Here is a 14,538-nt window from a genome sequence, read left to right as displayed (position 1 = left end):
TAGTATTCAAGTTCAATGTCCTCGATATCATTTAAAGATATCACTCTTAATGAACATTAGTTTTTAATCGAACTAATTAATGGTATAATTTTATTGACATTGTTTTTGGAGGGTTTTAAATAAATGATAACAGTACAAAATGTAGGTTTACGTTACGGAGATAGAAAACTATTTGATGAAGTAAATATTAAGTTTACACCTGGTAATTGTTACGGCCTAATTGGGGCAAACGGAGCTGGAAAGTCGACGTTTATTAAAATTCTTTCTGGAGAAATCGAACCTCAATCAGGTGATGTACATATGAATCCTGGTGAACGTCTCGCGGTTCTTAAACAGAACCACTTTGAGTATGAAGAGTTTGAAGTTCTAAAAGTTGTCATCATGGGACATGCTCGTCTTTACGAAGTCATGCAAGAAAAAGATGCTATCTACATGAAAGAAGACTTCAGTGATGAAGATGGAATTAAAGCGGCTGAACTCGAAGGCGAATTCGCTGAAATGAACGGTTGGGAAGCAGAGTCTGAAGCGGCGATCCTATTAAAAGGTCTAGGTATTGGTGAAGATCTTCATTATAAGAAAATGGCAGAGCTAACAGGTGGCGACAAAGTGAAAGTACTACTTGCACAAACCTTATTCGGTAAGCCTGATGTTTTATTACTGGATGAGCCGACAAACCATCTAGACATCCAAGCGATTCAATGGTTAGAAGAATTCTTAATGAATTTTGAAAACACTGTTATCGTTGTTTCCCATGACCGTCACTTCTTAAATAAAGTTTGTACACATATTGCTGACTTAGACTTTGGCAAGATCCAAGTTTATGTTGGTAACTATGACTTCTGGTATGAGTCAAGCCAGTTAGCACAAAAAATGGCTCAAGATCAAAATAAGAAAAAAGAAGAAAAAATTAAAGAGTTACAAAACTTTATTGCTCGTTTCTCCGCGAATGCGTCAAAATCGAAACAAGCAACTTCACGTAAAAAGTCATTAGAGAAAATTTCGTTAGATGACATTAAACCTTCATCTCGTCGCTATCCTTACGTTCACTTTACACCAGAGCGCGAAATCGGAAATGATTTATTACGTGTAGAAGGTTTAACTAAAACGATTGACGGTGTTAAAGTATTAGATAATATTAGCTTTACAATGAATAAAGATGAGAAAATTGCTTTAGTCGGTACGAACGAAATTGCAAAATCAACATTATTTAAAATTTTAATGGGTGAAATGGAAGCGGATAGTGGGACGTACAAATGGGGCTTAACTACATCGCAAGCCTATTTCCCGAAAGATAACTCTAAGTATTTTGAAGGATGCGACTTGAACCTCGTTGATTGGTTACGCCAATTTTCACCAAACGACCAAACGGAGAGCTTTTTAAGAGGCTTCCTTGGTAGAATGCTCTTTTCTGGTGAAGAAGTCATGAAAAAAGCGAGTGTATTATCAGGAGGAGAAAAAGTCCGTTGTATGCTTTCAAAAATGATGCTTAGCGGTGCTAACGTTCTCTTATTAGATGAACCGACAAACCATTTAGACTTAGAATCAATTACAGCTGTGAACAACGGCCTTATTAATTATAAAGGTTCGATGATTTTCACTTCTCATGACCATCAATTTATTCAAACAATTGCTAATCGAATTATCGACATTACAACTGAAGGAACAATTATTGATAAGATGATGACTTATGATGAGTACCTAGAAACTGTAGGAGCTTAAGAACTACCTTATTAATAAAATTTTATAAAAGATATCTTGAAACAGAGTTATCGTCTCGTAATGAATTAAAAAAGACTACCCCCAAACCAGACATTCCCATAAATAATGATAGATAGAACTCATTTTATGGAGGGTGCCTAGCTAAAGGGTAGTCTTCTTTTTCATTAATTAGGATATTTTGGGTTGTGGTGAATATTTTTTCTATAGTTTACCATGTATTTATGGAAGAACCACTCCCCTCCTGTGATGAGAAGAGCCGAAATAAATGCAACAAAAAATGGTATTCTCAAGCCTTGAAATAACGGGCCAATGATCCAAATAAGCCAAGTCGCGATGAACAAATCTGCTAAAGTAGCAATAACGTTATTTGAAATTTTTAAAATATACAAATCCCCAACAGAATAACTTACAGCGGCAACGAGTAAGCCGATACCAATTGGTGTCCATACTGGGTAGTTATAGACAAGCGACATAACAATTAGTAATACAATAATGGTCATAGCCATTTTAATGAGGATAGGATTCAAATGTTTAAAAATGATAACCACTCCTTAGATCTTTTTCAATACCGTTAGTATGTACAATTGTTACCGAAACATGTTTATAACAGAAGGAAACTCGACCATACTAGTAGCAGAAAAAGACGAACGCTTTGTTGGTTGCATCTTGGCAAAAGTTGGTAATTCCACTCGGATCCCGTATTCTGCGATGGCGTTGTTGGCATACTTTAAGAAGCTAATAAAAAAGCTTACACATACACTGATTTTCGTTTAAAATAGAAAAGTCTTTGTTAATACTTTAATTATGTTGAACTTCTTCTAAAAGGTTCCATATATAAAGTGACAACGAATTCTTGTCTATTTGTAATGATTAATTATTAAAAATTATTGGATAGAAACGAAAGGATGATTCACTCTTGAATCCTTTTTCACAAAAAACTGTTGAATTATTAGCCCCTGTTGGAAATTGGGAATGTTTACGTGCAGCTGTTGCCAATGGAGCAGATGCTGTTTTTTTTGGTATTGGAAAATATAACGCCCGCGTTCGCGCGGATAATTTTCAAATGGAAGAGCTCCCTCATATTATGGCATATTTACACAAATATAATGTACGTGGATATGTAACGTTTAACATTTTAGTATTCGAAAATGAATTAGAAGATGCAAGACAATTAGTAACTGCTTGTATAGAAGCTGGAGTTGATGCGCTAATCGTACAAGATATGGGACTCATGCAAATGATTCGTGAAATGTCTCCAGACTTCCCTATTCATGGTTCTACACAAATGACGGTAACATCAGCAGAAGCCGTTGAGTTCCTAGCTCCTTATGACATTGAAGTTGTTGTGTTAGGTCGCGAAAATAATTTAAAACAAATTAAATCGATTTCGAATAAAACCGAAACGCCGCTAGAAGTATTTGTTCATGGGGCCCTTTGCGTATCCTATTCTGGTCAATGTTTAACGTCTGAAATGTGGGGTGGTCGTTCAGCGAACCGCGGGGAATGTGCACAAGCTTGCCGTCTCCCTTACGACTTAATCGTTGATGGTGAACGAAAAGAAATGGGTAACATTGCTTATGTTCTATCACCTAAAGACCTCGCAGCGATCGACTTAGTTCCAGAGTTAATCGAAGCTGGCGTATCATCGTTTAAGATTGAAGGACGCCTTAAATCTCCTGAGTATGTTGCCAATGTTGTAAGTAAATATCGTAAAGCGATTGATGAATATATGGCAGGAACAGATTATCGCCCTTCTGTTGAAGATATTCGTGAATTAGAACAAAGCTTTAGTCGTGGCTTCACACATGGGTTTTTAGAAGGGACTAATCATAAAAAACTTCTAGATGGGACATTCCCCAAAAAACGCGGCGTCTATTTAGGGACTGTTAAGAAAGTACTAAAAGATGCGGTCATTTGTGACTTAGAAGCTCCTTTGAAACGTGGCGATGGCATTGTTTTTGATGCAGGTCGACCTGAAGGAAAAGAAGAAGGTGGCCGAGTATATGACCTTCGTATACGTGGCGAAAAAGTGGCAGGTGAAATTCCTTCTGGTTTAATTGAAATTGTCCCTGGACGTCACGATGTGAATTTAACGAAGGTTAAAGTCGGTAATAAAATTTGGAAAACAAGTGACCAAGAACTTGAAAATCGTCTTCGTAAAACGTATGAAGGTGAATTAACATATCAACTATTCCCTGTCACTATCGAAGCAACTGGTGAAATGGGCCAACCTCTTGTGACTAAATGGACGGACGTTGTAAATGGTCATTCTGTTATTGTTCGTTCAGAAGTTGAACTTGAGAAAGCGGTGAAACGCCCATTAACGAAAGAGTATTTAGCTGAACAATGGGGTCGTTTAGGCGGAACGATCTTTGAATTGAGCTATTTAGAGCTCAAATTAGAAGATGTATTAATTGTCCCTGTAAAAGAACTTAATCGCATGCGTCGTGTGGCAGCTGATCAATTACTACAACTTCGAGAACAGCCCCGTCAATATAAAATAAATGAAAAAAAAATACTGTTTCAGCAAGTACTAATCACTCACGAAAAATAACAAATAGTGAGTTAATCGCTTTATGTCGTACGATGGAACAAGTAGAAGCTGCTTGTCAGACAGACGTTCATTATGTCTATGCAGACTTTGAGTTTACGACCGATTATCCTGATGCAGTAAAAGTAGCAAGAAAATATAATAAGCCGATCGCCCTTGCAACACCGCGTATTCATATGCCAGGTGAAAATGGAATCTTAAACGGTATCTTAAAAGCAAAACCTGATGCCATTCTTGTAAGAAGTTTAGGAGCGGTTCAGTATTATACTTCTCAACAAATCAATCTGCCGCTTTTTGGTGATTTTTCATTAAATATCGCTAATCATAAGGCGGCAGAACTATTCTTAAGACGTGGGTTAGATCGCGTTACACCATCTTATGATTTAAACATCCAACAGATGGTCGAAATGCTTGAGATGGCTCCAACTGATCAAATGGAGCTTGTTATTCATCAGCATTTACCGATGTTCCATACAGAACATTGTGTGTATTGTACCTTCTTAAGTGAAGGAACCGATTTTACAAACTGCGGACGTCCTTGTGAAGAGCATCGCATTTCTTTACAAGACCGTGTTGGTTTTTCACACCCTGTTCGTGTCGATATTGGTTGTAGAAACACAGTATATAATGCAATTGAGCAATCTGGAGCTGAATATTTACCCCAATTTTTACAATTAGGTATTCAACATTATCGCGTTGAATTTCTAGAAGAAACAGGCGAAAAAGTAATAGAAGTTCTATCGTTATACCGTGAAGCTTTAGACGGAAAGCGGTCTGGAAGTAGTGTATGGAGAGAGTTAAAGGCAACGAATCAGCTTGGCGTTACACGAGGGCAACTAATTAAGAAATAAAGTAGAATAAAATATCCAGTATACTCCACTAACGATCTGGGATACTGTGGAGAAAAATCGTATAAAGTGAAACTTCCACAGTGAGGGATTTTCCTCTTCCCCCACTGATGGTAGTTGAGGTCCACAGGATGTGGCGCATTTAATCTGTGTTCATTTAGGTCATTTAGTTGTTTCTGGCAGTTTATCCCCCCACTTATCCTTCTATAATTCTTCGAAGTCTTGAAGTGGAGTATTACTGCCAGTTGTTGCGGGATAACATGATATTTAGAGACGGAAATCACACTGTTTTCGTCTCTTTTTCTTTTACACACACGCACGATGTTGAAGTGGACATTCTTTCCGTTAAAGCGATGATGATCAATTCTGTTTGTCTAATAAAAATGGTATGATATGAATAGTATTTATAAAGGGTGGAGGTCTAAATGAGCGATAGAGATCAGGAGAATGTAGAAGAAAATAAATTTGAGGAACCCTCACCAGAGGACTTCTTGTTTGAAGAAGAGGAAGAAGACCCAGAAGTTATTGAAAAACAAAAAAAGCGTAAAGCATTTGTTATCAAAACGATCGCTATCGGCATTTCCTTTTTCCTAGTTATCAATGTGTTAGGTGTCTGGTTAAATATGTTTAATTTAGATGCTCTTCAGTTTTTACGTTCGTCGAATGAGCTTTCTCAACAAGAAGATATCCAACGGTATAAAGAGGCAGTCGTTACTATCCAAGGGAATCAGTCAAGAGGAACTGGATTCTCGGTCTCACCTGATGGGATGATCATTACAAATCATCATGTGATTGACGGTAAAGGCCAACTCGTGGTGAGCTTTCCAAATGGTGATTTATATGAAGGAACAATCATTGACTCAAATGAGGAATTAGACCTTGCTTTTGTAAAGGTTTCTACTAGTGATGTCCCCTATCTGACGTTAGACGATAAAAGTGGTTCGATTGGAGACAACATTTATGTTATCGGGAATCCATTAATGCACTCACAAATCGTGACAGACGGACAAATAGTAGAAAACGAAGAGCGCTTACATGTGTTAAAAATTTCTGCCCCTATTTATAGTGGTAATAGCGGTAGTCCCGTTATCAACGAAAATGGAAAAGTGATTGGTGTAGTTTATGCACGTACGATTCCACGGTTAATGGATGATGAAGACTCAGTCGGGTTAGCTATACCAATTCAATACGTAAACGAGGAATTAGAAAAAGTGATTACTCAATAAAGTAATTTCATTCAGTGGGAATCTTAGCGCCAGTTTAACGGGATAATTAGATAAGTGGGAAAGGAGATACGATGGATAAAATTGCAGTTATATCAGATATACATGGAAATACACCTGCGTTGGATGCTGTTTTGGAGGATATTAACAAGCGTCATATTACTCACATTATTTGTCTTGGTGATTTAGTTGGAAAAGGTCCTCACTCTAGTCATTCTATTGATAAAGTAAAAGAAACGTGTGAACTTGTCGTAATGGGAAACTGGGATGATTTTATTACGAAGGAAACAAAATTTGATACACTTCGTTGGCATCAGCAACAATTAAGGGAAGATCAGGTGACCTATCTAGAACAGCTTCCTTTCTCTGTTGATTTTTATATGAGCGGCAGACTCGTTCGCTTATTCCATGCGTCTCCTAGAAGTTTATATGAAAGAATTCAGCCTTGGGATGAACTAGATAAGCGATTGTCGTTATTTAATAATTCCGAGCTAACAGATAATATCAAAGGTGAAAAAGAACCAGATGTTGTCGGATATGGTGATGTTCATAATGCCTATGTGCAAAACTTACAAGGAAAAACATTATTTAATTGTGGTAGTGTCGGAAATCCATTAGAAATTACGCAAGCATCTTATGCCATCTTAGAAGGAGAATATCAGTCGGAGCAATTAAGTAGCTTTTCAATTCAGTTTGTACGAGTTCCCTATGATATTGAGCTAGCGATACAACAAGCGAAAGATGTAAATATGCCAGAACTCGAAGACTATATTAAAGAGCTCACAACAGCACGTTATCGCGGTTTAAAAGATTGAAAATATAACTGATAAGATAAGTGGTTAGCCACTTATCTTTTTTGCTAATCCCCCATTTTGAATTGATAATCTCGAATTTCATCAACTCCTCTTGAATTAGCTTCATTAAGGAAACAGCTATGCAAACACCTTCTTTCTTGACATTCATTCACTTTATTTTCCATTGCAATATAAGCTTCACCTTAAATACTAGTAAATTCACTTGATTTCTTGTAGGCAGGAATAATATGCTAGATTTCCTCATAGGCTAGAACAAACCATTTTGGAGGTAGTTCTAATGAAATTAAAATGGAAAGGTCTAGACCGACAAGAGAGGGTCTTAATTTTAGGAATGTCTTTATCCGTAGCTTTCTTTCTATTTATGAGTATGGCAAAATATATATAAGACTAATACTTATAGCATAAATGATGATCACTAAATTTCAATTTTCACATCGATTCCGACAATCCCAATGGGTTGCCCTTCCTCATTTAAAATAGCTATGGAAACTGTCAAACAAGGTTTTTTCGTAATAGCCGATATATGGCTTTGAAATAAACAGTTGTTTTTTCATCCGGTATTGACGCTACTTTGCATTACTTTTTGCTCATTGGATGTTGCTAATTGATGAGAGATCTCTACCATTTGTGAAATCGTTTCTTCACCTTCTTAGCTCATCTTTACAGAAAAATAATGAATTTCCGTCGCTGTACTAGACAATTGCTGAATAAAAGAAAATGCTTTTTCTATTTGTTCTACCGTCTCTTTACTATTCATTTCAAGAATAAAACCTTGTTTTGAGCCATTTTCAACCAACTTGTTATTGTCTAAATCGCTTCGTTAACCTCCTCTACTGAAGCAGCTAATTGGTCAGAAACCACTTTTGAATTTCTAATAACTTGCCGAATTTCCTCTTCTTCCTCATTGAAGTCCTCTTTCATCGGTACTCGGTTAAACCATATCACCATACATGTGATACAAAGTTGAATACCAAAAAGAAAAATGATCAACCCTTCTTGCCCTAGCTCTTGCAATAAAAAATAGTATACAGGTAAAATGAATACATTGATAAGAAGAATTAGATTGGCTTTCTTTACTGATATTACCGTTCTCTCCATGTTTCTCACCTCTATCTTTTATTACTAAAGTAGCATAAAATAATCTAATAGTACTTTTATGTTAGGTTTTCTCCCGTACTGTAACAACTAAAATGGAGACAAAATTCGATGTCTACAATGCAGGATTAAACACTGTGCATTTTTTACGTTAAACTGAAAGTGAGGGGTTTTTACATATGGAGCTGATCTTATTTGCTGTTATTGGTCTTATTATTGGGACCTTTTCAGGATTGTTTGGAATCGGTGGTGGTGTAATCCTAGCCCCATTATTGCTTATTTTAGGAACTCCACCGACAGTTGCGATCGGGACGAGTTTAATGTTGTCACTCGCTACTTCGATGTTTGGCACTATTGCTCATTTGCGATTGAAAAATATTCGTTGGAAAGAAGCAATTATGATCTCTATAGCAGGAGTTTTTGCCTTTCAATTCACTCAGCCATTTGTCCTATTTCTAGAAAGTCAACGGTTAGATGAAATCGTTATTCCCCTAATTTTTATTTTTTTATTGCTTATATTTGCTTCCTTTTTATGGATTAAACGTCCTGAAAAAGAAACTCAGTCTGAGAAAAGAAAACCAATCTTTCCAAAATACATATACTTTATTGGAATTGGACTTATAGCAGGGACGTTTTCAGTTATGTTAGGCGTGAGTGGAGGATTTATTATCGTTCCTTTGTTAATTGGGATCTTACGTTTTCCTGTCCGTATTGCAGTCGGTACAAGCCTAGCTTCGGTTGTCCTTATTGTTCTTGTCGGATTTGTTAAGTACTCATTAACAACCCCCATTGAATATATCGTCGGTCTCGTGCTAATCGCTGGCACCTTCTTCGGCAGTCCATTAGGAGCAAAACTTACTGAACTCTTAAAAAATGATGAAATGAAGAAACTTTTAAGCTTTCTTTACATATCCTTAGCCTTTAGCATGGTTCTTCGAATATTCTTTGCCCCTGAGTTCGCCATCCTGTTATTATTCATTTACTTCTTACTTTTTGTTGCTTTTCTCCTGTACAAATGGAAAGCACCTTTAACACAATAAATATTAAAGGTGCTTTCTACTGTTTTACGTAATTTTGTATACTCGTGCTTCGTATGGTTTTAATATTATATGTTTCATAATTTCTTTTACATGAACTTTATAATTGCTTAAAAGTAGCGTAATAGTTTTACTTTTCTTGAAGCCTAGTTGAGGTGGCCACTTAAAGTTAACTTCATCAGGAAAAAGATTTGTAATTATTAATACTTTTTCTGACTTTAGTGTTCGCGTGTAGGCATAAATTTGGTCATGTTCTTCTAAAATGAGGTCATACTTTCCATAAATGAGAACAGGTTGTTTTCTTAATTGAATGAGCCTCTTGTAATAGTGAAAAATGGAATTAGGATTTTTTATAGCATCTTCAACATTGATCTTTGTGTAATTCGGATTGACTTTTAACCAAGGCCTACCTATAGTAAAACCAGCATTTTCTTTATTATTCCATTGCATCGGTGTTCTAGCATTGTCGCGTCCATTTTGCCAAATGATCTCCATAACTTCCTCATGTGATAGACCTTCGTTGATTTTTTCTTCATACAAATTTTTTATCGCTACATCGTTATAATCGGCTAGGGATGGAAACTTCACATTGGTCATCCCGATTTCTTGTCCTTGATAAATAAATGGCGTTCCTTGCATCAAAAAATAGAACGTAGCCAAACATTTCGCCGATTGCTCCCAATAATCTTCACTGTCGCCCCAAGTAGAAACCGAACGTGGTTGATCATGGTTTTCTAAAAATAACGCATTCCATCCTTTTTTATGAAGTCCATTTTGCCACTTAGATAACGTTTTTTTAAGCGTAGCAAGTTCTAACGTTCCTCCTGTACTTTTTCCCCAAAGATCCAAATGCTCAAATTGAAAGATCATATTAAAGGCACCTTTTGCCTCTCCTACCCACCTTTCCGCTTGTTCAACTTTTACTCCGTTCGCTTCACCAACGGTCATGATATCGTATTTCGCAAATGTTTCATGCTTTAACTCTTCTAAAAATTGATGAATTCCCTCACGATTCATATGACCTTCAAATGACGGGACATACTTCTTTTTCTGTGGATTTGGTAAATCGGGAAAACCATCTATCTTTTTAATATGAGAAATGGCATCAACACGAAAGCCGTCAATCCCTTTATCTAACCACCAATTGATCATCTTGTATAAATCTTGACGAACGTTTGGATTTTCCCAATTTAAGTCTGGCTGTTTTCGTGAAAATACGTGCATATAATATTCATTGGTTTTCTCATCGAATTCCCACACCGACCCACCAAAGATTGATTCCCAATTGTTCGGTTCCTGCCCATTTTTCCCTGGGTGCCAAATATAATAGTCTCGATAGCGATTTTCTATTGAAGATCGTGACTCGATAAACCACGGATGTTCGTCAGAAGTATGATTAATGACAAGGTCTAAAATCAGTTTCATCCTTCTATTATGTACTTCCTCTAATAACTGATCGAAATCTTTCATCGTCCCGAAATCTTCCATTATCCCTTTATAATTGCTTATGTCGTAGCCATTATCATCATTTGGGGAGCAATAAATTGGGCAAATCCAAATTACATCAATTCCTAGATCTTGTAAATAATCGAGTTTTGAAATAATCCCTTGGAGATCTCCAATTCCATCACCATTCGAATCTATAAAACTTCGTGGATATATTTGATAAGCAACTGCTTCTTTCCACCATATTTTTTTCATGAACATTTCCCCCGTCTCTACCGTAAAGTGATATTTGACTCATTAGATCTATTGCACTAATATTGGTAAATAATCTTTTACACTTTTAAATTCGATCCCAAATAAAAACTCGGCTGCTTCGTTCGAAGTGATGAAATCCAAAATATAGTTTAAATGAGGAATGTGTATAGGCTCCCCCTTTACAACTTTTTCGACGTGAAGTTTCAAGCGTTCCGTATAATCATCTTCTCTAGTGCTGTTCTCATAATCTACCTTCTCTCTTTACTATTATTTGTCCTTTTAAGGATTGATGATATCTTAAAAAAATTGTACATTTATTTTATTCACTATCACCTTACAAATTGAATTTTGATAAGGTTAAATAACAATCTTTTAACAAAATTTGAAAGGAAGCACAATATGAAGGGGCAAATAACCACTCGAGCAGCTCTTGAAAAAGACTTAGAAAGTATTCGTACAATTTATAATCAAGGAATCGAAGACCGAATTGCTACATTAGAAACGGACGTAAAAGATATTATATATATGAAAAATTGGTTTGATGAACATCAAGGTCGCTATATTATTATCGTTGCTGAAATGGAAGGGAACATTGTCGGGTGGGCATCGCTAAACCAGTATTCGAAACGAACTGCCTATAACGGTGTTGCTGATTTATCAATTTACATCCAGCGGGATTATCGAGGAAAAGGTGTTGGTAGCCAGCTTTTAGCTTCTATAGAACAAATGGCAATAGCTAATCAGTTTTATAAGATCGTACTTTTTACATTTCCTCATAACCGTATGGCGCAAACTCTTTACCGTAAAAATGGCTACCATGAAGTAGGTATTTTTAAAAATCAAGGAAAATTAGATGGGAAATTTATTGATATTATGGCGATGGAAAAATCCTTTTTATAGTACGATTAAAACGGCAGCTCAATCGGAGTTGCCGTTTTGATCATTAGTTTATTTAAAGCATTAACTCCCTTGACCACTGTAATTCCCGAACTTACGCTGTAACCATGCTACGGTTGGAAGATCTGCTGGTGCCCAATGTAATTGAGAAAGTTCATTCACTTTAACCCACTTCAACTGAGCGTGTTCTCTAGCTTTTGGTTTTCCTTCAATAACCTTTGCTACATACGTATGCAAATGCACGATGACAGATACGGTTTGATGATGAGTGTCTATAACCTTTTCCTTTACTTGAATTTTACAGCCAAGTTCTTCGTCAATTTCCCGAATTAATGCTTCTTCCTTATTTTCGCCTTCTTCTAGTTTTCCTCCAGGAAACTCCCAATGGTTTGGCATCGACATTGTCTCGGATCGCAATGCACAAAGAATTTGTTTTTGTTCATTTATGATGACTGCTCCAACAACTTCAATCGTCTCCACTTCGATCACTCACTTTTTGCTAATTGCTCAAGTGTTACATAGTCCGTTTTTCCGCTTCCTAATAGCGGAATTTCATCAATCTGCATCACTTCAGCTGGAATGAGTAATGCCGAATGTTTCTGTGTTTTTACAAAACGCTTTAATTCACGGAGGCTAAACTCTTCCTTAGTCGTAAATAAAACAATTTTCTCACCTTTGCGTTTATCGGCGATACTTACAGCCGCAAATCCTATATCATCAAAACATTGAGCGACGATGTCTTCGACTAGATTTAAAGACACCATTTCTCCACCGATTTTTGCAAACCGTTTTAAGCGAGACTTGATTGTAACGTATCCGTATTCATCTATTTCTACTACATCTCCAGTATCATACCAATCATTAAGTGGAATGAACCCTTTTCCGTGAATTAAATAACCTTTCATTAAGTTCGGGCCTTTTACTAACAAACTTCCACCTTTTTCAATGCCTTCAACCTTTTCCACTTTGTATTGAACCCCTGGAATCAACTTTCCTACAGATTGTTCTTTAGAATGCATCGGCGTATTGACTGACAAAAGAGGCGAGGCTTCTGTTGCGCCGTATCCTTCCAAAATACGAATACCGAACTTATGTTGAAACAACTCTTTAATTTCCTCTTTCACACTTTCTGCACCAGCAATAGCATAGCGAACCGTATGGAAATCAAACGGATGAGCATTTTTGCCATATCCATTTAAAAATGTTGGTGTACTTAACAAAATCGTAATGTCTTCATTATAAATAATTTCCGGTATCAATTTATATTGTATCGGTGATGGATGGATGACAACAGGAATACCCGTTAAGAGTGGTAAAAATGTTCCGATTGTCAATCCAAAACTATGAAACATCGGTAACGGATTTAACAGTCGATCACCCGTATGTAAATCGATAACTGATAAAGCTTGATGAATATTTGCGTATATATTATCGTGTGTTAAAATAACACCTTTTGGCTTATTTTCACTTCCTGAGGTGAACAATATCACTTCATTTTTTGCATGGGTAGAACGTTGAGAACTTGCATGGTTTTTCAACCCTACAATTTTATCTTTAGAATTCAAACTTTCTTTTACATCTTCAAGATAAATAACGGAAAGTCCATTTTGTTCAAAAACTTTAATTAGTTCATCAAGTTCTGCTTTTTCAATAAATACTTTCGATGTTAAAACTGTCTTCACACTTGCTGTTTCACAACAGTCAATTAATGTAGAATGCCCCATCGTAAAATTTAAAACAGCAGGTGATATACCAATTTTAAATAAGGAAAACAAACAAACCGCTTGCCCAATAGAAGAAGGTAAGAAAACTCCTACTCTTTCCTCTTCAAGAAGCGTTTCTAACTTCGAGCTTAACACTTGAACCCCGAGTAAAAATTTTTTATACGTTAACGCATTTGTCGGATCTTTGATCATAATTTTATTGGGATCAAACATTTTCGATGCTTCTAAAAGTTCATTAAATAAGTTGACATTATATTTGTACATCGACTTTGCGTAAAGATCCGTCATTTTCTGATAGATTATCGATGTAGCTAGTTCTTTATCATTTACTCCTGGAGTCTTTTCAATACTGATTTGAAACGGCTCTCCAATATGTATAGATGCATCCTTTTCGGAAAATGGATTTAAAGACGTAAAACTAATCATTCCTCTTTTCCCGTCATTCGTTTGAATGATAACAGGATAAATAGTAGCATCGGTGCGATTAGCGATGAATGCTATTTCCTCGTAGATTTTCATGATGTTTCCGAAACGTGAAATTCTTAATTCAGGAAAAAGAAGTACTGGTTCTTCTGCTTCAATAATTGCGATCATTTTTTTCATTACATCGGGAGTTATCTCTTCAAATAATGTTATTTTTCGTCCTACCATATTCTTTTCATTATGTTCGTACTCTTCTTTATTAAAAACAAGAAAATGGACATTCAATGGAAGTTCACGATGTAAGTATACTAAATCATTTTTAGAAATATGATTTGACATATAAATGACTCGATTCGTTTTCGGTTTTTCTATTTTCTTTTCTTTTTTCTTTTTAAATAATCCTAACAATGGAACTGCCTCCTGTCTCGTCTACCACAAGATGAGTAATTACATCCATTATAGTATTATAAAGGTAAATTGAAAAATGTCACACTGTTTAAATAAT

At 36.1% G+C, this 14,538-nt stretch carries 12 protein-coding genes and 1 pseudogene; 7 read left to right on the top strand and 6 right to left on the bottom strand.

Annotated elements, in window-relative coordinates; all coding sequences use genetic code 11:
• Positions 1-123 precede the first annotated feature (123 nt).
• Positions 124-1,719 (top strand): ABC-F family ATP-binding cassette domain-containing protein, encoded by a 1,596-nt coding sequence (locus BK574_RS00755; RefSeq protein WP_075386180.1) that lies wholly within the window; start codon positions 124-126, stop codon positions 1,717-1,719.
• A gap of 164 nt (positions 1,720-1,883) precedes the next feature.
• Here the strand turns inward: BK574_RS00755 and BK574_RS00750 are convergent, their stop codons facing one another.
• Positions 1,884-2,246 (bottom strand): DUF2512 family protein, encoded by a 363-nt coding sequence (locus BK574_RS00750; protein WP_078427073.1) that lies wholly within the window; start codon positions 2,244-2,246, stop codon positions 1,884-1,886.
• Positions 2,247-2,316: 70 nt separating this feature from the next.
• On the opposite strand from BK574_RS00750, the gene BK574_RS28025 reads away from it, so the two are divergent.
• The 4 genes and pseudogenes from BK574_RS28025 to BK574_RS00735 all read left to right on the top strand — a co-directional run bounded on the left by BK574_RS28025 (position 2,317) and on the right by BK574_RS00735 (position 7,156).
• On the top strand, positions 2,317-2,493 hold the full coding sequence (locus BK574_RS28025) for a hypothetical protein (protein WP_218970521.1): 177 nt from the start codon (positions 2,317-2,319) through the stop codon (positions 2,491-2,493).
• Positions 2,494-2,635: 142 nt separating this feature from the next.
• A pseudogene (locus tag BK574_RS00745) lies at positions 2,636-5,121 on the top strand (U32 family peptidase).
• 422 nt (positions 5,122-5,543) lie between these two features.
• The gene (locus BK574_RS00740) at positions 5,544-6,344 is read left to right on the top strand and encodes a S1C family serine protease (RefSeq protein ID WP_078427072.1); all 801 of its coding nucleotides are present in this window, start codon (positions 5,544-5,546) and stop codon (positions 6,342-6,344) included.
• A 71-nt stretch (positions 6,345-6,415) separates the two neighbouring features.
• Positions 6,416-7,156, top strand: coding sequence for a metallophosphoesterase family protein (locus BK574_RS00735; protein ID WP_078427071.1), 741 nt, complete (start codon positions 6,416-6,418; stop codon positions 7,154-7,156).
• A gap of 649 nt (positions 7,157-7,805) precedes the next feature.
• Here BK574_RS00735 and BK574_RS27225 read toward each other — a convergent pair.
• Positions 7,806-7,952, bottom strand: coding sequence for a hypothetical protein (locus BK574_RS27225; RefSeq protein ID WP_158211467.1), 147 nt, complete (start codon positions 7,950-7,952; stop codon positions 7,806-7,808).
• Positions 7,953-7,963: 11 nt separating this feature from the next.
• Complete coding sequence (locus BK574_RS00730) at positions 7,964-8,254, bottom strand: hypothetical protein (RefSeq protein WP_078427070.1); 291 nt, start codon at positions 8,252-8,254, stop codon at positions 7,964-7,966.
• Between the two features lie 176 nt (positions 8,255-8,430).
• Between BK574_RS00730 and BK574_RS00725 the strand changes: the two genes are divergently transcribed.
• Positions 8,431-9,291, top strand: a complete 861-nt coding sequence (locus tag BK574_RS00725; protein ID WP_078427069.1) for a sulfite exporter TauE/SafE family protein — start codon at positions 8,431-8,433, stop codon at positions 9,289-9,291.
• A 24-nt stretch (positions 9,292-9,315) separates the two neighbouring features.
• Here BK574_RS00725 and BK574_RS00720 read toward each other — a convergent pair whose 3' ends face one another.
• The gene (locus BK574_RS00720; protein ID WP_078427068.1) at positions 9,316-10,989 is read right to left on the bottom strand and encodes a glycoside hydrolase family 13 protein; all 1,674 of its coding nucleotides are present in this window, start codon (positions 10,987-10,989) and stop codon (positions 9,316-9,318) included.
• Positions 10,990-11,388: 399 nt separating this feature from the next.
• Here BK574_RS00720 and BK574_RS00715 point away from each other — a divergent pair, with 399 nt between their 5' ends.
• Entirely contained in the window at positions 11,389-11,889 is a 501-nt protein-coding gene (locus tag BK574_RS00715) for an arsinothricin resistance N-acetyltransferase ArsN1 family A (protein ID WP_078427067.1), read from the top strand.
• Between the two features lie 60 nt (positions 11,890-11,949).
• Here the strand turns inward: BK574_RS00715 and BK574_RS00710 are convergent, their stop codons facing one another.
• On the bottom strand, positions 11,950-12,375 hold the full coding sequence (locus tag BK574_RS00710) for a (deoxy)nucleoside triphosphate pyrophosphohydrolase (protein WP_238457905.1): 426 nt from the start codon (positions 12,373-12,375) through the stop codon (positions 11,950-11,952).
• Positions 12,372-14,441, bottom strand: a complete 2,070-nt coding sequence (locus tag BK574_RS00705) for an AMP-binding protein (protein ID WP_078427065.1) — start codon at positions 14,439-14,441, stop codon at positions 12,372-12,374. Before BK574_RS00705 ends, BK574_RS00710 begins: the two co-directional genes overlap by 4 nt.
• Between the last annotated feature and the right edge of the window lie 97 nt (positions 14,442-14,538).

It is taken from the genome of Alkalihalobacterium alkalinitrilicum (assembly GCF_002019605.1).
Classification (GTDB): Bacteria; Bacillota; Bacilli; order Bacillales; family Bacillaceae_F; genus Alkalihalobacterium; species Alkalihalobacterium alkalinitrilicum.
Note: the sequence above shows the minus strand (reverse complement) of the source record. Positions and strands in the feature narration are given on the sequence as shown.

Bases quoted from the DNA above. Each gene is read 5' to 3' on its own strand.
- BK574_RS00755 (WP_075386180.1), top strand. From the start codon at position 124: ATGATAACAGTACAAAATGTAGGTTTACGTTACGGAGATAGAAAACTA.
- BK574_RS28025 (WP_218970521.1), top strand. From the start codon at position 2,317: ATGTTTATAACAGAAGGAAACTCGACCATACTAGTAGCAGAAAAAGAC.
- BK574_RS00740 (WP_078427072.1), top strand. From the start codon at position 5,544: ATGAGCGATAGAGATCAGGAGAATGTAGAAGAAAATAAATTTGAGGAA.
- BK574_RS00735 (WP_078427071.1), top strand. From the start codon at position 6,416: ATGGATAAAATTGCAGTTATATCAGATATACATGGAAATACACCTGCG.
- BK574_RS00730 (WP_078427070.1), bottom strand. From the start codon at position 8,254: ATGGAGAGAACGGTAATATCAGTAAAGAAAGCCAATCTAATTCTTCTT.
- BK574_RS00725 (WP_078427069.1), top strand. From the start codon at position 8,431: ATGGAGCTGATCTTATTTGCTGTTATTGGTCTTATTATTGGGACCTTT.
- BK574_RS00720 (WP_078427068.1), bottom strand. From the start codon at position 10,989: ATGAAAAAAATATGGTGGAAAGAAGCAGTTGCTTATCAAATATATCCA.
- BK574_RS00715 (WP_078427067.1), top strand. From the start codon at position 11,389: ATGAAGGGGCAAATAACCACTCGAGCAGCTCTTGAAAAAGACTTAGAA.